This window comes from Aeromonas sp. R1-2, assembly GCF_040908505.1.
GTDB lineage: Bacteria > Pseudomonadota > Gammaproteobacteria > Enterobacterales > Aeromonadaceae > Aeromonas > Aeromonas veronii.
Window position 1 is genome coordinate 1 of the sequence record NZ_JBFODU010000044.1, and the last position, 16,776, is coordinate 16,776.

General features: G+C 58.5%; 12 protein-coding genes and 2 pseudogenes. 8 read left to right on the top strand and 6 right to left on the bottom strand.

Translation table 11 applies throughout. The features are described from left to right. A pseudogene (locus AB5Y76_RS15525) lies at positions 1–511 on the top strand (IS630-like element ISAhy2 family transposase); the annotation flags it as partial. A 408-nt stretch (positions 512–919) separates the two neighbouring features. On the opposite strand, the gene AB5Y76_RS15530 reads toward AB5Y76_RS15525, so the two are convergent. Then, positions 920–1,228 carry a type IV toxin-antitoxin system YeeU family antitoxin gene (locus AB5Y76_RS15530; protein ID WP_263717497.1) on the bottom strand — a complete coding sequence of 103 codons (309 nt, stop codon included), beginning with the start codon at positions 1,226–1,228 and terminating at the stop codon, positions 920–922. Here AB5Y76_RS15530 and AB5Y76_RS15535 point away from each other — a divergent pair. Next, positions 1,212–1,805 (top strand): annotated as a pseudogene (locus tag AB5Y76_RS15535) (sensor histidine kinase); the annotation flags it as partial. The gene AB5Y76_RS15530 and the pseudogene AB5Y76_RS15535 sit on opposite strands and share 17 nt — an antisense overlap. Positions 1,806–2,238: 433 nt before the next feature. Then, the gene (locus AB5Y76_RS15540; RefSeq protein ID WP_263717498.1) at positions 2,239–6,114 is read left to right on the top strand and encodes a DEAD/DEAH box helicase; all 3,876 of its coding nucleotides are present in this window, start codon (positions 2,239–2,241) and stop codon (positions 6,112–6,114) included. 155 nt (positions 6,115–6,269) lie between these two features. On the opposite strand, the gene AB5Y76_RS15545 is transcribed toward AB5Y76_RS15540, so the two are convergent. Further along, positions 6,270–7,163 (bottom strand): DNA replication terminus site-binding protein, encoded by an 894-nt coding sequence (locus AB5Y76_RS15545; protein ID WP_263717499.1) that lies wholly within the window; start codon positions 7,161–7,163, stop codon positions 6,270–6,272. 526 nt (positions 7,164–7,689) lie between these two features. On the opposite strand from AB5Y76_RS15545, the gene AB5Y76_RS15550 reads away from it, so the two are divergent. Together AB5Y76_RS15550 and astE are read left to right on the top strand one after the other, a co-directional pair. Next, positions 7,690–7,899 (top strand): DUF1127 domain-containing protein, encoded by a 210-nt coding sequence (locus AB5Y76_RS15550; protein WP_005337823.1) that lies wholly within the window; start codon positions 7,690–7,692, stop codon positions 7,897–7,899. 294 nt (positions 7,900–8,193) lie between these two features. Continuing rightward, positions 8,194–9,219, top strand: coding sequence for a succinylglutamate desuccinylase (astE, locus tag AB5Y76_RS15555; protein ID WP_263717500.1), 1,026 nt, complete (start codon positions 8,194–8,196; stop codon positions 9,217–9,219). Between the two features lie 161 nt (positions 9,220–9,380). On the opposite strand, the gene AB5Y76_RS15560 is transcribed toward astE, so the two are convergent. Then, a complete protein-coding gene (locus AB5Y76_RS15560; protein WP_058055865.1) occupies positions 9,381–10,934 on the bottom strand; it encodes a LysM peptidoglycan-binding domain-containing protein in 1,554 nt (517 codons plus the stop codon). Positions 10,935–11,004: 70 nt separating this feature from the next. Beyond that, the gene (gene gloB / locus AB5Y76_RS15565; RefSeq protein ID WP_263717501.1) at positions 11,005–11,769 is read right to left on the bottom strand and encodes a hydroxyacylglutathione hydrolase; all 765 of its coding nucleotides are present in this window, start codon (positions 11,767–11,769) and stop codon (positions 11,005–11,007) included. Between the two features lie 72 nt (positions 11,770–11,841). Between gloB and AB5Y76_RS15570 the strand changes: the two genes are divergently transcribed. After that, the gene (locus AB5Y76_RS15570) at positions 11,842–12,564 is read left to right on the top strand and encodes a class I SAM-dependent methyltransferase (RefSeq protein WP_263717502.1); all 723 of its coding nucleotides are present in this window, start codon (positions 11,842–11,844) and stop codon (positions 12,562–12,564) included. Here the strand turns inward: AB5Y76_RS15570 and rnhA are convergent. After that, positions 12,552–13,016 (bottom strand): ribonuclease HI, encoded by a 465-nt coding sequence (gene rnhA / locus AB5Y76_RS15575; protein WP_005353268.1) that lies wholly within the window; start codon positions 13,014–13,016, stop codon positions 12,552–12,554. The two genes, AB5Y76_RS15570 and rnhA, sit on opposite strands and share 13 nt — an antisense overlap. A 79-nt stretch (positions 13,017–13,095) precedes the next feature. Here rnhA and dnaQ point away from each other — a divergent pair, with 79 nt between their 5' ends. Together dnaQ and AB5Y76_RS15585 are read left to right on the top strand one after the other, a co-directional pair. Next, positions 13,096–13,830 carry a DNA polymerase III subunit epsilon gene (gene dnaQ / locus AB5Y76_RS15580; RefSeq protein ID WP_047439188.1) on the top strand — a complete coding sequence of 245 codons (735 nt, stop codon included), beginning with the start codon at positions 13,096–13,098 and terminating at the stop codon, positions 13,828–13,830. Continuing rightward, positions 13,827–15,092, top strand: a complete 1,266-nt coding sequence (locus AB5Y76_RS15585; RefSeq protein WP_263717587.1) for a TIGR03503 family protein — start codon at positions 13,827–13,829, stop codon at positions 15,090–15,092. The genes dnaQ and AB5Y76_RS15585 overlap by 4 nt, the downstream gene beginning before the upstream one ends. Before the next feature lie 101 nt (positions 15,093–15,193). Here AB5Y76_RS15585 and AB5Y76_RS15590 read toward each other — a convergent pair whose 3' ends face one another. Then, the gene (locus tag AB5Y76_RS15590) at positions 15,194–16,711 is read right to left on the bottom strand and encodes an HD domain-containing phosphohydrolase (protein ID WP_005361714.1); all 1,518 of its coding nucleotides are present in this window, start codon (positions 16,709–16,711) and stop codon (positions 15,194–15,196) included. Positions 16,712–16,776: the final 65 nt, after the last annotated feature.

Sequence of the window (16,776 nt, forward strand, 5' to 3'; positions counted from 1 at the left end):
TAATCCGGTGTTTTATGAGGATGAAGTCGATATAGACCTCAATCCCAAATTTGGGGCCGACTGGATGTTCAGAGCGCAGCAAAAGCGGGTTGTCACACCGGGACAGAACGCCAAACATTACCTGGCAGGCGTTCTCCATGCAGGCAACGGAAGAGTGCTTTACGTCAGCGGGATAAAGAAAAACTCATCGCTGTTTATCGCCATGCTGGAAAAGCTGCGTCACCACTACCGACGAGCCAAAACCATCACGCTGATCCTCGATAACTACATCATTCACAAAAGCAAGCAGACCGAGCGATGGTTGAAGAAGAATCCCAAGTTCTGCCTGGTATTCCAGCCAGTTTACAGTCCTTGGGTTAATCACATAGAACGGCTGTGGCACAAGTTGCATGAAACCATCACGCGCAATCATCAATGCAGAAGGATGGCCAACCTGCTGGCTCGAGTGAAACACTTCATGGATACCGTGTCTCCTTTCCCGGGGAATGGCTATGGCACAGCGAAGGTGTAGCACTATTAGGATCAGTTATTTAGCCAGGTATATTTGCTGGCTTGGGCACTGACGGTTGCAGACATTAATGGAAAATAAAACTGACGTTGGTTTTGATGCTTTTGTTATTTAAGTGAGCCTTGTGATAGTAATTTTAATCGAACTTTTAAATGATAGTGTGCTTATTAATGTTCTATTTTAAGGAAATTGATAATAACGCCAACAAGGAGTCAATAGCAACCAGTTAGAACTATATTTAACGCCGGTTTTGCGTGCGTACAGGCACTATTCCGAGCAAAGGGCATTGATGGAGCATGGGATTAAAGAGGAGAAAAAACAGAGGGAAGGCTACGAATTAGCCTGCCCCACGACCTACCCACTTATCACGGACGAGTAAGTGTAAACATATGATTATATTTGGATGTCAGGTCACACTTTGGTGCCATGAGTGATGTTTGCGTCAGATGCCGTATAAATCACCAAGTGTATATATCCATGGCTGCCGAGGCTATCGGCTTCACAGGTGAAACTGCGGTACTGGATGGTAATACGCTGCTGGTGTTGAGCATCCAATTCGCCAGTGAACAGCTTGCTCTCAAGTTCCTTGATGATGGTCGGGAATGACGCTTCCAGTCGGTTGATGTCTGCCGCTGCCCATTCACCAATTAATGAGGCTCGATCTGACAAAAAGTGCAGGCGATGATGTTCCTGAATAAGACGAGCCCCAAAGCTGCGCACTCCCGTCACCATTTTGCGCGGCCGTTTGCAGGGGCTCAATCACCTGATCGAGGATTTGCGGGTATTGAGCCTCAACGACAGCGGCCATCTGGAGTTACAGCGGACCGAGGTCAGGCTGGCCGACGAGCTTGCCGTGGTGCTTGAGGCGTTTGCCAGCCCTCTGGCGGCGAGCGGATTTGTGTTGCAGCGGGAGCTGGATAGCGAACTTCATGTCTGCTGCGATCTGTTTCGCATCCGTCAGGCCCTGATGGCGCTGTTGGAAAATGCCCAGAAGCACGCGCTGCCGGGCCTGCTGACCGTGCGGCTGTATCGCTCGGAGAGTGTGTGCGTCCTGAGTGTGGAAGATGAGGGGCCAGGCATCAGCGAGGAGATCGCCGCCTGTATCTTCGATGCGTTTCGTCGCGGAGATCCGTCACGCTCGCGCAAGAGCGGCGGTAGCGGACTCGGACTCGCCGTGGTCAAGGCGATTGCAGAGGCCCACGGCGGCAGCGCGGTTTGCCAATCTACCGGACGGGGAGGGAGCCGATTCGTGCTCTCCTGGCCCATCTCGGCCATGTCCGGTTGCCCTGAAATCTAGCCTGCGGGCGGCAGGTTCTGATGAAGCAATACAGCTGACAGCTGCCCGCACAGGGGCGTTCGACAAGCGACTGCCATAAGGGTTTTCACCGCTTGTGCCGGGTGAGCAGGAGTGGTTGGGACATGGTTCATTTGGCGCGAAATCATGGTTTTTTGCCGTCAAAAATTGAAACCGTTTTCAGAAATCCTTTTCAACTGTGATCCGCTTCAAAGCTTTTTCGGGCGCCAACCTCTAGCATTGGCTCCACGAATTAGGGGCTAGCGCTCCCGATTTTCCCGCTGTGGGAGGTAACCGGATGATCCGGCTATTTCCTTCGTTACTTTCGACGGTCATCATGGATGGCCGTTTTTTTTTGAGTTATTTCACGGTAAAGGGTCGAGCCGCTGGCGCTTTACCGTTAAAATTCCGCTTTTGCACTTGCCCGTGAGTCTTGATGTCTGCGTCCACCCTCTCTTCGGATAGTTATGCCCTGCTCGCCACCCTGCAATTGCAGCGCGTTGCCAGTACCCGTTTGCTGCAAGAACAACTGGCGATAGGCCATGCCCTGATCGATAAACTGACCCGACTGCAGGATGCGGGGCTGGTCAGATTGCGCGGGGAGCAGCAGTGGAGCCTGACCGCCGAGGGAACGCTGGCGCTGATCCTGGGGGTGCGTGCCGGTCTCTGCCCGGCGCCGGACTGGAGCCGGGTGCCCTCATTGACCGGGCAGGATCTCACCCATGCGGTGGTGCGCGAGCTCTGTCGCGGCAAGGCGGGGGAGATCCCCACCTATTTCTCGGCCAGCGATCTGCTGACCCTGCTCGATACCCCGGACGCTCACCAGTTGCTGGCGGGCTCCAGCCCCGCCTGGCAGCAAATGTTGCTGGAGCACTTCTCGCTGCAACTCTTGCTCGATGCCCCCTATGAAGAGCGCTGGCCGCTGGCCAATGCGCTGGTGCGCTGCGCCCCCGAGGTGCAGGCCCGGGCCAAAGCGTTCGAGGCGGAGTGGCGCTGGCTCTGCGGGGATGGCGAGAGCACATCGCCAACGGGCGAGGACAAGGATGCCGCCCCCGGCTGGCCAGCCCTGCAGGCGCTGGCCCAGCAGCGCCAGAGCGGCCCGCTTGGCGAGCGACTGCTCACCGCGCTGGGCCAGTGGCAGGCAACCGATGAGGGCGAGGCGGGCCAGTGGCCCCGTTCATTCAGCGCCCTGCTTTGGCTTGGCTGGTTGCAGCAGGCAGATCCCGTCATCGCCAGCGAACAGCGCAAGAAGTGGCAGCGCAGTCTGACTGGCCAGTTCCCCCTGCTTGCCGACTTGCTCAGCCAGTGGGCGGGCGATCGCCACGGTCAGGCGGTCGGCCTGTTCGATACCCTGCAACTGCCGGTGGAGGAGCTCCACTGGGGCTATCTCTGGCTCGATCTCTGCGCGCTGGCCCGTCACGGTGCCCAGAGCCCGCAGGTGGCCATGTTGCACAAGTGGGATCTCTCCCATCTGCTCGATGCCGAGCCCCATCATCGCCTGATGGCCTTTTGTCAGGATCTGCTGCGTATCTTGTTGGGCGAGGTGGCCAAAGGGGCGCCCTTGTGCCAACTGCGCGGCAGTGAGGAGAGTACGCAAGAGGGCAGTGACCAGCAGGATGATGACGGGGATGAGGATAAAACCGCGGCCTCTGCCAGCTGGCTCAACTGGTTGCAGGGGCTGGGACGCTCCAGTGGCGTGCGCAAGCCGCAGGAGCGGTTGGTGTGGCTGCTCCATGCCGAGGGCCCCGAGCTGGAGTGCAAGATCCAGAAACTGAGCACCAAGGGGGAGTGGACCGCCGGTCGCCGGGTCGATCCGGCCCTGCTCTCTACCCAGTATGCCGCCATGCTCGATGAGCACGACTGGGCACTGGTCCGCACCCTGCCACGGGTGATGGGACGACTGCCGCGGGATGTCTGGGCGCCGCTGGCCGATCACCCCCGCTTGTTCAACGCCAAGGGGCAAAAGCTGCAACTGGCCATCAGCGCCCCCCTGCTGCAGGTGGTGGCCACCGAACAGGGGATGAGCGCGCAGCTCTGCCCCGATGCGGCCGCCCGCGGGGCCCATATCATGCCGCTGGCGCAGGATCTGTGGCAGCTGATCCTCACCCCGCAGCCGCTGCTCGACCGCTTGCCTGCGCTCGAATCCATCCCGCTGTTGCCCGCCGAGGGGCTGGCCGAGCTGCAACGCACCCTGGACGCTATTCCCGAGCTGCCTTGGCACAGTCAGGTTGCGGGGCTTAGCGGCAACGCCGAACTGGCTCCCTGGCCGGGCATTCCTTCGGTGCAACTGGATTGGCAGGATGGTCAGCTGTCGGTCAAGCTGGTGACCCGCTTTGAGGATCTGCCGCCCCAGCCACTTGGCAAGGGGGAGGCGATCGTACGGCAGGGGATCAAAGCGTACCACTACTGGCAGCGGGATCTCGCGGCCGAGAAGGGGCAGGCCCAGCTACTGCGCAATCAACTCCCCATCGGCCTGCCCGGCAGCGAGTGGCTGCTGCAGGGGGAACAGGCGCTGGCGCTGGTCAATGCTCTGCCCGAGCTGGTGGATGCCGGCGTGGTCATTCACTGGCATCAGGACAGCGCTCGCCTCAAGAGCCTTGATGAAGCGGCCCTGAGCCTGCGTATCGAGCGGCGGCAGGACTGGTTCCAGGTCGAAGGGGCACTGGCCCTCGATGAGCACCAGATCCTCGATCTGCGCCTTATTCTGCGCCAGATGACCCCGGGGCAGCGCACCGTTCAGCTCGACGAGAAGACCAGCCTGATGCTGAGCGACAAGCTGGTGGAGCGGCTCACCATGCTGGGGGCCATGCTCGATGAAGAGCAGCGCATCAACAACAAGCTGGCCTATCCGCTTACTCGTCTGCTCTCGGTCATTACCACCGAAGGGGATGCAGCATGGCAATCCCTGCAGCAGGAGTGGCAGCAGGAGGTCGATTGCCCGGACGAGCTGCTTACCTCCCTGCGGGACTATCAGAAAGAGGGGGTGCGCTGGATGGCGACCCTGGCCCATCACGGTTTTGGTGCCTGTCTGGCCGATGACATGGGTCTGGGCAAGACGCTGCAGGCGCTCATCGTGCTGCGGATGCGCCAGCACCTTGGCCCTGCGCTGGTGGTGGTACCCAAGTCAGTGGTCACCAACTGGCAGGAGGAGGTGACCCGTTTCGCCCCCGAGCTGGATGTGGTGGTGTTCGAGAATCCGGCCGAGCGGGAGGGGATCATTCGCGAGGCCAAGGCCGGTCAGGTGATCCTCATCAACTACGGCATGCTTGGCAGCCTGGCGGAGGCGCTCAAGTCCCGCCGATGGTCTTCCATGGTGCTCGATGAGGCGCAGCAGATCAAAAACGCCGGTACCCAGCGCGCCAAGCTGCTGTTCCAGCTCGACGGCGATTTTCGCCTCGCCCTCTCCGGCACCCCCATCGAGAACCATCTGGGGGAGCTGTGGAGCCTCTTCACCTTTATCAACCCGGGGCTGCTCGGCAGCCTTGGCGAGTTCAAGCGTCGCTTTGGCAAGGCCGTCAAGGATCCCCAGCACATGGCGCTGCTGCGGGCGGTGATCAGCCCCTTTATCCTGCGTCGTCTCAAGCAGCAGGTGCTGACCGAGCTGCCGGACAAGACCGAGATCATCCACCACATCAGCCTCTCCCCCGAGGAGCGTCAGCTCTACGAGGCGACCCGGCGTGAAGTGGTGCAGCAGGTGCAGAGCGCCGATGGGCGCGCCCTGATGCACGTGTTGAGTGGCCTGACCCGACTGCGCCGGCTCTGCTGTTCGCCGGAGCTGGTGATGCCCGAGTGGTCGCAGACCAGCAGCAAGCTGGACGAGGCGATGGCCCTGCTGGAAGAGGCGATCGACGGCGGTCATCGGGTGCTGGTGTTCAGCCAGTTTGTCGATCTGCTGAGTCTGTTGCGGGCCCGCATCGAGCAGAAATCCTGGGATTATTGCTATCTGGATGGGGGCTGTTCCGCCAAGTCCCGTCAGGACTCCATCCTGCGTTTTCGTCATGAGGAGGTGCCGCTGTTCCTCATCAGCCTCAAGGCGGGGGGCACCGGTCTCAACCTCACCCAGGCCGATACCGTGCTGCACCTCGATCCCTGGTGGAACCCGGCGGTGGAAGATCAGGCGAGCGATCGGGCGCACCGCATGGGCCAGACCCAGCCGGTGACCGTTTACCGGCTGGTGTGCGAGCAGACGGTGGAGGAGAAGATCGTCGCCCTGCACGACGAGAAGCGGGCGCTGGCCGATGGCCTGCTGAGCGGCCAGTCCGAGGTGCGCGGGCTGGATGTGGAGAGCCTGCGGGCCCTGCTGATGGGCTGATTGGCGACGCCACCTTTCATAGCGCCTATCGATACAGAAAAGGGGAGAGCATCCAGAGATGTTCTCCCCTTTCTTATTTGGGGTGCAGATGCGGGATACTCGTTTATCGCGGAAAGGCGGCCCGGTTATCCCAGATCCAGCTATCCCAGATCCAGTCACCCCTGATAGAGATAGAGGTGCAGCCGCTCGATGATGGGCTCACCGCCAATCTTGCGATCTCGCCGCGCCTGCCGGCTTTTGGGAGGATAGTTGCCCAGATGGGTGACTGCAGGCGGGGTATCGGAGCAGAGCAGCAGGGGCAGGCTCGCCTTGATCTGCTGCTTGCGCGGGGTGCGCTCCAGCCAGAGCAGGTTGATCATTGGGTGGGTCTTGACCGGGCGGCGGATCCGCAGCTCGGCATCGGCGGGCAGACGGCGAATGTCGTACACCTCCTGATCCACCATCTTGCTCCACTCCTCGTTGTTGGAGAGGGCAGGTATGTAGCGGCGGCTGCGCTCCAGCATCTCAAGCACCTGCTCACGACTGAGGCGATTGATGGTCTGCTTGTCGGCCCAGGTAAAGCCGAGGGATTGCAGCTCCCCCGCCAACAGGGTCAGTTTGCGGTAGACCTGCAGAGTGATCACGCCGGGCAGGGCGGTATGTACCAGCTCGAACTTCTCGTCCCGTCCCCCCGCCTGTTGCACCAGCCCCTTGAAATCGAGCTTGCGCTGATTGATCTCCTCAACCAGAGGCTGGATCAGCGGAGCGGCGGCGGCAGGAAAGCGCAACCAGCCGGGCAGCCGGTGAGTCGCCTTGGTGGAGCAGCCGGGGCGGGCGCTGTGATCCTGATAGGCGGCGAGGGTGGCCGCCAGCGCGGCTTCACCGTTGAGATAGCCCACCTCAATTTGCTCGATCGGGTCGTGTTCTTCCCCCTGTGCAACTGGGGGGAGAGGATAGACATGAGCCTCCTGCAGCTCGAGTTGGCCAAGCAGATCGGCCAGCTGGTTGAGAGAGGCTTCAATGGCGGCCATCTGTTGACGCAGGGCGGCGGTCGGGGTAAAGGTATCCATCGATGATCCTGTGGTCTGACCCGCTGTTGACGACATCAGGTATGACATCGCTGCGGGGAGAAAAACTACTGTATAAATAAACATAACAGCATGCGATTGGAGTGCCAAGAGGCACTTTGAGGAGGGGGCAATGTGCGCCTCTGAATGGGGATACGGTGCTGGTTTTATTTATGTTTCAGGGTGTTAAATAAAGATCACCACAAGATCATTAAAATAACAATCTCGTGTAACTCCGCTGTTGCCAGTTGTTCACACCTTGTCCGCCCCTGCATATGTAAAGCAGTAAAATGCATATGTAGATGGGTGCCATGCAGCACAATATGCTGCGCGACTCTGCTGGCCAACCGTTAAAATAATTAGTTGTTTAAAATCAAAGCATTAAAATTAAATCCAGCCGTTTTTAGACATTAGATTTACTAATGTAACGTATCAAAATTCGTCAATTGAGTCGGTCTGACTCCCTGACTAAGCTTTGCGCATCAAATTGAAGCCCAGTGCGTAAACAAATATTCAGAGGAGCCACATCATGGCCAACATGACTTATACCGAAACCGGTTACCAGCATTCCAGCCAATTGAATCTGGTTGCTCGCGTTAAAATGACCGTTCTGACCTGGCTGGAGCGCAGCCGTAGCCGTCGTCAGCTCTCCGAGCTGCCCGAGTACCTGCTCAAAGACATCGGCCTGAACGAAGCTGACCGTTATCAAGAGACCACCAAGCCGTTCTGGCGTGGTTAATTAACCGGGCATGGATGCCTTGTTTTTCTGCTGAGTCGTTTGCTGTTCTGCCCCTGTGGGTACCAGCCGCTAGGTCTGTCATTGTCTGTTTTATCTCCCCCCGTTTTCCCCCTGTTATTTGTTGATCCTTTTTCCTCTCCTCTTTATTCCACATCGCGACTGTCATTGCTGTCATCGTTCGATTGTTATCACACTTGTATCGTTAATGTTTGAATTTGTTTAAAAAACGATTTTAAGCCGCGATGCCTTGCGTATAATCCGGCCATAGTATTCCAGAGCGAGAGGGTGAGACGGATGATTCCCCAGCACGATTTTTTAGCCTTGACCCGCAGCCATGAGTGGCAGCTTGAGCCCTTTGAATTTGCCCTGCCCGATGGTGCGCAGGTCAGCATTTGGGATACTGGCGTACTCTGTCTGGAGCCTGCCAGTGGCGCGGGCGGCCAGCCGGGAGGGCGCAAGGATATCGTCCTCTCCTGCGGTATCCACGGCAACGAGACTGCCCCCATCGAGATTTGCAACCAGCTGCTGAGTCGTCTGCTCTCAGGCGAGCTGAGCGCCCGTCATCGGGTGCTGTTCTTGTTTGGCAATCCGGCGGCGATGAATCTGGGGCTGCGGGAGGTGGAGGAGAACATGAACCGGCTCTTCTCCGGAGCACACAGCAAGGGGGAGGGGCTCTGCAATCGGGAGCGGATCCGCGCCATGCGCCTCGAGCAGTATGTGAGCCGCTTCTTTGCCAATCCGGCTCGTCCCCGTTACCACTACGACCTGCACACCGCCATTCGCGGTTCGCGCCACGAGAAGTTTGCCGTCTACCCCTTCCCCCACGAGCGGCCTCACTGCCGCGAGCAGGTGCAGTTCCTCGGCGCCTGCGGGGTGCGTACTATTCTGCTCTCCGCCAGCCCGACCACGACCTTCAGCTACTACAGCTCCCGCCAGCATGGTGCCCACGCCTTCACGGTGGAGTTGGGCAAGGTGCGCCCGTTTGGCGAGAACGATATGACCCGCTTTATCGAAACCCGCCAAGCGCTGCAGGAGCTGGTCACTCAGGATGAGGTGGCGCTGGAGCCGTGGCGGGCGGATGATTTCACCCTGTTTGCCATCGATCGGGTGATCACCAAAAAATCGGCGGACTTTCGCTTCCTGTTCGCCAGCGATGTGGACAACTTCACCGAATTTCCCCAAGGGTTCGTGTTGGCCGAGGATGGTGAGCTGCGCTACACCGTCGAGAAGCCGCGTGAGGCGGTAGTCTTCCCCAATGCCAATGTGGCGATCGGCCAGCGCACCGTGCTTATGGTGGTGCCGACAAGGCTTTGGGAATAGCGGTGATAGTTTTGCCTGCAGAGCGGTGATGCATCCGCAGGCGGCGCCAAGCCATTGTTCTAGTCGGTTTCTCAGACACAGCAGCGGTTAACCGCAGTAATAAAAAAACGGGGCCAGTCAGATGACTGGCCCCGTTTTTTGTCGGGTTCAAGCGGTGAGGCTTAGCTGTTGTTCTTCACAAACAGGGTCAGCTCCTGACCGGGCTTGAGGTAATCCCCTTTATCCAGCTGGTTCCAGCGCATCACATCGTTGATGGCCACCTGGAAGCGAGCCGCGATAGAGGAGATGGAGTCGCCACGGCGAACCTGATACACCATCGATTTGTCGCTCTTCTTCCCTTGCTTGGGATAGACCACCAGCTTCATGCCTGGCTTGAGCGCCGACTTGGCATTCAGACCATTCCACTTGGCGAGCTCTTCGTGGGAGACGCCGTGTGCCTGGCTGATGCTCCACAGGTTGTCACCCGAGCGCACCTTGTAACTGACTTTGGCCTTCTGGCTGCTGCCACGGCTTGCCAGCTGTTGCGGTTTGCTGGCGGAGCTGGCCTTGCTGCTGACCTGACCGTGGGTCGGGATCACCAGTTGCTGACCGCGACGCAGGTTGTTGCTGCGCAGATTGTTGGCCAGCTTCAGCTCACTCACGCTGACGCCATGATTCTGGGCGATGCGCGACAGGGTATCGCCACTGGTGACCTGATAGGAGCGGGTACGAATACGCTCGCTCTTGGGCAGATCGGCCAGTGCCAGCTCCAGGGTATCGGCATATTCTACCGGTACCAGCAGGCGGTAAGGGCCACGGGGCGACATCACGCCACGGCTCAGGGCCGGATTGACCTCCTTGAGCTGTGAGGTGCGCAGACCTGCCAGTTGGGCGGCCACGTTCAGATCGATCTGGCTGCCGGTCTCCACCACTCGCAGCTTCGGCTCGTTGGCGAGCACCGGCAACTGGATATTGTACTTGTCCGCATTACTAATCATGTCAGCCATGGCGAGGATCTTGGGCACATACATCCGGGTTTCGCGGGGCAGATCGAGCGACCAGTAGTCGGTCGGCTTGCCTGCGCGCTGATTACGCTGGATGGCGTTGCGCACCCGTCCTTCACCGGCATTGTAGGCGGCCAGCGTCTGCAGCCAGTCACCGTCAAAGAAGCGGTTCAGGTACTCCAGATAGTCGAGCGCCGCATTGGTGGAGGCCAGCACATCGCGCCGTCCGTCATACCAGTTGTCGTGGCGCAGACCGAAGTTTCTGCCTGTCGCTGGCACAAACTGCCACAGACCGACGGCATTGCTGCGGGATCGGGCATGGGGATCAAACATGCTCTCGATCATCGGGACAGTAATAAGCTCCATTGGCAGCTCACGCCGTTCAATCTCCTCTACCATCAGATAGAGGTAGGGTTCAGCCCGGCTGGCAATGGTCGCCAGATGCTTATCATTGCGCAACAGCCACTCACGTTGCTGGCGGATGCGCGGGTTGTCCGGAGTTTCCAGTTGCATATCATCGCTGATACGCACCCACAGATTGTCCGTATCTTCCATTTCGTCCAGCTGTTCATCGCCAAACAGGAAATGGGAAGAGTGTTTTTTATGCGCTTTTTTCTTGACCTGGGGGGACTTGATCGGCTCGATTGCCGTTAGCGCCCGGTCATCCTGATGGCTCAGGTTTTGGCAGCCGCTGAGCAACAGCGCTGCCAATAAGGCCGTTCGTACCTTCATCTCGTTCCGGTCATTTTTAGGAAAAACAGCTCGCATCATAAGGGGCAATGGCCCCCTGATCAAGGTTTGTTCAAAAAACGTCCTTCCACTGACGCAGGATGGTGAAGGTATCTACCGGATTTTCCACGCATTTTAGCCCCTGCTTTTCAGCAGAAAATTTCACTGAATCGAGCCCGCAGCGCAGAAAAACATTAAACCTGCGCTCATCTCCCAGTCGGCTGGGCAGGCTTGGTAGCCCCTGTTGCCGCAGTTTGCTGATCAGCCCGATCTGATCACGGATCGCCGGGTTGTCCGGCTCGACCGCATAGGCAAAACGCAGGTTGGAGAGGGTGTACTCGTGGGCACAATAAATGAGTGTCTCATCAGGCAGGGCGGCGAGCCGTTGCAGCGAGTGATACATCTGCTCTGGCGTCCCTTCAAAGAGGCGGCCACAACCGGCCGAGAAGAGGGTATCGCCACAAAAGAGCATGCCGTTGCCGTGGTAGGCGATGTGGCCGCGAGTGTGCCCGGGCACATGGATCACCTCGAGGGCGAGGCCGTGCCAGTTGATTTGATCGCCATCTTCGAGCCACTGGCCATGATGATCCGGCATCGGGTCAAGTTTGGGGCCATACAGTCTCGCGTGGGGGAAGTGCTCGAGCAATGTGCTGACGCCCCCCACATGGTCGTGATGGTGATGGGTCAGCAGGATGGCATCGAGCACCAGCCCCAGCGCCGCGAGCCGCTCCAGCACGGGGGCGGCATCGCCCGGATCGACCACCAGGCAGTGATTTTCGTGGCGGATCAACCAGATGTAGTTGTCATTAAAGGCTGGAACTGTGATCACTGGATACATGAGTCTGCTTCTCTTTAGGGAGGGTATCTTATATAACAGGATGGCGTTCGAAACCGCGAGTTGAGCCCTATTATGCAGGTGGCACGTACCGAACAACAAATCGAGATCCCGACCAGCTGGTCTGCATTGCCTATGGGGGACTGGGTGGCGGCCGAGATCCAGGATCGGCTCGACAACTGGTGTCCCAATCTGTTTGGGTATCATCTGCTGAAAATTGGCGCTCTGAGCGCTGAACTCTCCTGCAAACGCTCTTCCATTCGTCACCAGATCGGGGTCGCCCCCGGCGGGCGGTTGCTCGACATGTATGGCGATCCCCTCGATCTGCCGGTGCGGACCGGCAGCGTCGATGCCTGCCTGCTGGCCCACTGCCTCGATTTCTCTGCCGATCCTCATCAGGTGTTGCGCGAAGCTGAAAGGGTGCTGACCGACGATGGCTGGCTGATCATTAGTGGTTATAACCCCATGAGTCTGGTCGGGATCGGTCACTGTGTGCCGTTCTTACGGCGCAGAATGCCCTGGTCGGCACGGATGTTCACCCCGGGGCGGGTGACGGACTGGCTGCATCTGCTGGGATGCGAGGTGATGTTCGACGAGCGTTTCGGTTACTCGTTTATGGGTAAACAGAGCTGGCACAGTTGGTGGCGGGAGAGTATCGGGCGGGATTATTGCAGGGCATTTGCATCGGTATACGTGATTGCGGCCCGTAAAAGGCGCTCTCCACTGATCCCGGTGCGGCGGCGCTGGCAACTGCCAAAGTCCCTCGCCACACCGGGAATGGCTCGTCAGGGCTGGTAGCCGGTATCCTCGGCCAGATCCTTGCCGCAGGCGGCCTCTCTGGCCAGCTCGTCGCACCGTTCGTTCTCCGGGTGGCCGGAGTGTCCCTTCACCCAGAGCCACTCAATCTGGTGGCGACCCACTTCCGCATCCAGCTCCTTCCAGAGATCGACGTTCTTGACCGGTTGGCGGTTGGCGGTCATCCACCCTTTCTTCTTCCAGCCGATGATCCACTGGGTGATCCCCTGGCGGACATACTGGCTGTCGGTGGTGAGGCGTACCTTGCACGGTTCGTTGAGGGTGCGCAGCCCCATGATGGCGGCCATCAGCTCCATCCGGTTATTGGTGGTCAACTTGAATCCGGCGGAAATCTCTTTGCGGTGCTTGCCATAGACCATCACGGCCCCGTAACCACCCGGGCCCGGATTGCCGAGGCAGGAGCCGTCGGTATAGACATCAATCTGTTTTAACATGAGCAATCAATCTGTTTTAACATGAGGCTTGGGGTAAACTAGCGAGTAAGTAAAGCCGAAGTTTGACATAGATTGGATCATGAACACACCCCAACTGAATCGCCAGATCATTCTGGATACTGAAACCACAGGTATGAATACGGCGGGTGGCCCTGTCTATCTGGGGCACCGCATTATCGAAATCGGCTGTGTGGAGGTGATCAACCGCAAGCTGACCGGTAACCACTATCACGTCTATATCAAGCCTGATCGTCTGGTCGACCCGGAAGCGATCCAGGTGCACGGTATTACCGACGAGTTTCTGCGTGACAAACCGTCGTTCAGCCAGATCGCCGACGAGTTCCTCGAGTTCATCCGCGGCGCCGAATTGATCGCACACAACGCGCCGTTTGACGTGAGCTTCATGGACTATGAGTTCAGCAAGCTCGGACTCAACTTCAAGACGGCGGATATCTGCACCATCACAGATACCCTGGCGATGGCGCGGGATCTCTTCCCCGGCAAGCGCAACAACCTGGATGTGCTGTGCGATCGTTACGGTATCGACAACTCCCACCGTACTCTGCACGGGGCTCTGCTCGATGCGGAGATCCTGGCGGACGTCTACCTGCTGATGACCGGCGGCCAGACCAAACTCAATCTGGCCACCGAAAGCAACGAAAACGAAAGCAATCAGGACACCAGCATTCGCCGGTTGGAGAGCAACCGACCCGCCCTCAAGGTGGTGCGTGCCAGTGCCGAGGTTCAGGCCCTGCACGAAGCGAGACTGGATCTGGTACAGAAGAAGGGAGGAAGTTGTCTGTGGCGGCAATGAGCAAGTGGTGTGCCGGTCTGCTGCTGTTGCTCTCGCTGGGAGCGACGGCAACCGAGGTATTTGCTCCCTCCGATATTCCGCTGCTGGATAACCGCTTTCGCATCGATTACGGCGTGAAGGAGATCACCTTCATTATCAAGCGCAAGCCGGGCTCCCCCTCGGTGATCCTGGTGCGCCCCGATGGCAGCAAGCTTTACGTGGGCAAGGTCAAACCCGCCGACGTGGGTTGGCTGGCGCTGCCGGAGCATGATCTCATTACCCTGCGCAATCCCATGCCGGGCCCCTGGCAGGCGATTGGCGAGGTGGATCCCGACAACCGGGTGCGCATTCTCTCCGATATCCGGCTCGATATCGCCGCCCTGCCGATGCAGCTCTATCAGGGGGAGGTGGTCAAGCTCAAGGCGTGGTTGCTGATCAATGGTCAGCCGCCGAAAGATAAATACTATCTCTCTGATCTTGGCATGACCGTCAAGCTGCAATCGTTCAGCGATGCCGATAAGAAAGAGGTCGTGCTGGATCAAGTACTTGGCCACTATCGCGATGATGGCAAGGGGCTCGACGAAGTGCCGGGCGATGGCATCATGACGGCGGAAGTGACGCTGCAGGATATTCCCGGTGGCAAGTACCGCGCCATGTTCAGCACGGGCAATCAGGTGTTTGTCCGTGCCCGTTATCAGGATGTGCTGCTTTACCCCTATCCGTTCAGCTATAACTTGTCGCCGCCTTCGGATGAGCTGGGAGCCAAGCTCTCACTGCTAATCGACCGTGATGAGCTGGATCCCGCTTCTGTGGTGGTCAAGGGGAGTGTGACCAGCAATGTGGGCGGCCTCTACGAGTTCAGCGAGACCGCCAGCGACCCCAAGCTTGATATCGATCTTTCCAACATCAAGGAGGTCGGTCAGCATGAGGTGAAAACAACCCTCTATGGCACCACTCGCCTCGGCCGTGAGCTGAAAATCGAGTTGCCGGTGAAAACCTTCAATGTCTTCCCGCCACCGCCGCCTCCTGTAGAGGTGGTGTCGGCCGCCGCACCGGCCTCCAGTGCCGAGGCGACCCATGAAGCTCCGGCAGAAGAGGAAATGGGCTGGCTGATCTGGGCATTGGCAGGTGGTGGTGTGTTGCTGGCGGTATTGGGTGGGGTCGGGTTTGTGGTGATACAAAAACGGCGTGCCCTGAAGCGTGCTCTGGCCGCTGCGCAGGCCGAGAATCAGCAAGCCGGACAACCTGCCGCCAAGCTGGATCTCAATCTGCCAGAGCAGTAACCCTCGTACTTCTCGCTCTGAAGTGGCGTGATGCCAGATATAGAAAACCGCCCTGATAAGCAGGGCGGTTTTTTGAGTTCATAAACAGAACAAGCTGGCTATCAGTGTTCGCCGATATAGACATCCTTGTTCTGCTCGCGGATCTCGAGGAACTTGTCCAGATTAGCCATCATCAGCTCGACCAGCTGGGGGTCGAAATGCTGCCCCTTCTCCTCTTCAATCAGGGCCAGCACCTTGTCCAGCGGCCACGCCTTCTTGTAGCAGCGATCCGAACCCAGGGCATCGAACACGTCAGCCAGCGCCACAATTCGCCCCTCCAGCGGAATATCGGCCCCCTTCAAACCGCGGGGATAGCCACTGCCATTCCACTTCTCATGGTGATTGCCAGCGATGGTGGCACCAATCTGGAACAGCGCCAGATCACTGCCGGAGAGCATATCCTGCCCGAGCTGGGCGTGGGTTTTCATGATCTCCCACTCTTCCGGTGTCAGCTTGCCCGGCTTGTGCAAGATGGCATCGGGAATTCCCACCTTGCCAATGTCATGGAGCGGCGAGGCACGTTTCACCAGCTCGCTCTGCTCTTCGCTCATGCCCATCAGGTGGCAGAATTGTTCGGTATAGAGCGCGACCCGTTTGACGTGCAGTCCTGACTCTTTGGAACGGGTTTCGACCAGTTCGCCGATGCGATAGATGATCTCCCGCTGGTTGTCGGCGATCACCTCATTGAGTCGGATATTCTCCAGCGCCACTATGATGTTTTCGGTAAACAGGGTCAGCAGACTGGTATCGATCTGGCTGAGCTGGCGGGTGGTCTCGATGTGGAACAGCAGGTGGTGGCGCGGATTCTGGCAGTAGAGCACCATCTGGGTGGCGTTATAGACATTGCTGCGCTTGCTCATAGCCTGGCGCAGGATCTCCGGCGCGTCCGTGAGGAGCATGGCGGGATGGCCGGGGAGCAGGGGCTCCAATACTTGATCCTTCACCTCATAGGCGTATTGCTTGACGTCGTATATCTGGGTTTCCCCCAGATGGAGCAGGGCGCTGAGCTGCTCCTGGGCGCCTTCGACAAACTGGCGCAGGGCCCGTTTCTCAAAGATCCCCTTGGAGGCTTCGATGACTTTTTCCAGCCCCTGACGGTTACTCTCCAGGGTGCGAATATCCCGATATGAGCGCAGGCTGGCCCGCAGCAAGGTGCGCAGCTTCTGGGAGGTGAGCTCGGTTTTATCCTTGTAGTCGTTGATGTCGTAGTTGGTGACCACGTCATCTTCCGGCGCCTGGCCGGGCTGGCCGGTACGCAACACGATGCGTACCATCTTGTTTTGCAGATCTTCACGGACGTATTTGACGACATCAAGGCCGGCGTGGTCGACCTCCATCACCACGTCCAGCAGCAACAGAGCAACGTCCGGGGTGGTGGCCAGCAACTCTTTGGCCTGTGCCGCGGAATAGGCATGCAGAAAATCGATGGGGCGATTGTCAAACTCGAATTTGTTCAAGGTGATTTTGGTGATGCGATGCACTTCAGGCTCATCGTCAACAATCATCACCTTCCAGCCCGCTTGCTGTGCGTCGGGGAGGGAGAGATCGTCATCATCAATAATCAGGATCTGGTCATCCATCATACAATCCTGTTTGGCATCCTGTGCTTACATTAACTGCTTCACTAAGGATAGGAAACTTATTG

What these genes read in the sequence shown, in the direction of transcription:
- AB5Y76_RS15540 (WP_263717498.1), top strand. Translation starts at nt 2,239, where the DNA reads ATGTCTGCGTCCACCCTCTCTTCGGATAGTTATGCCCTGCTCGCCACC.
- AB5Y76_RS15545 (WP_263717499.1), bottom strand. Translation starts at nt 7,163, where the DNA reads ATGGATACCTTTACCCCGACCGCCGCCCTGCGTCAACAGATGGCCGCC.
- AB5Y76_RS15550 (WP_005337823.1), top strand. Translation starts at nt 7,690, where the DNA reads ATGGCCAACATGACTTATACCGAAACCGGTTACCAGCATTCCAGCCAA.
- astE (WP_263717500.1), top strand. Translation starts at nt 8,194, where the DNA reads ATGATTCCCCAGCACGATTTTTTAGCCTTGACCCGCAGCCATGAGTGG.
- AB5Y76_RS15560 (WP_058055865.1), bottom strand. Translation starts at nt 10,934, where the DNA reads ATGAAGGTACGAACGGCCTTATTGGCAGCGCTGTTGCTCAGCGGCTGC.
- gloB (WP_263717501.1), bottom strand. Translation starts at nt 11,769, where the DNA reads ATGTATCCAGTGATCACAGTTCCAGCCTTTAATGACAACTACATCTGG.
- AB5Y76_RS15570 (WP_263717502.1), top strand. Translation starts at nt 11,842, where the DNA reads ATGCAGGTGGCACGTACCGAACAACAAATCGAGATCCCGACCAGCTGG.
- rnhA (WP_005353268.1), bottom strand. Translation starts at nt 13,016, where the DNA reads ATGTTAAAACAGATTGATGTCTATACCGACGGCTCCTGCCTCGGCAAT.
- dnaQ (WP_047439188.1), top strand. Translation starts at nt 13,096, where the DNA reads ATGAACACACCCCAACTGAATCGCCAGATCATTCTGGATACTGAAACC.
- AB5Y76_RS15585 (WP_263717587.1), top strand. Translation starts at nt 13,827, where the DNA reads ATGAGCAAGTGGTGTGCCGGTCTGCTGCTGTTGCTCTCGCTGGGAGCG.
- AB5Y76_RS15590 (WP_005361714.1), bottom strand. Translation starts at nt 16,711, where the DNA reads ATGGATGACCAGATCCTGATTATTGATGATGACGATCTCTCCCTCCCC.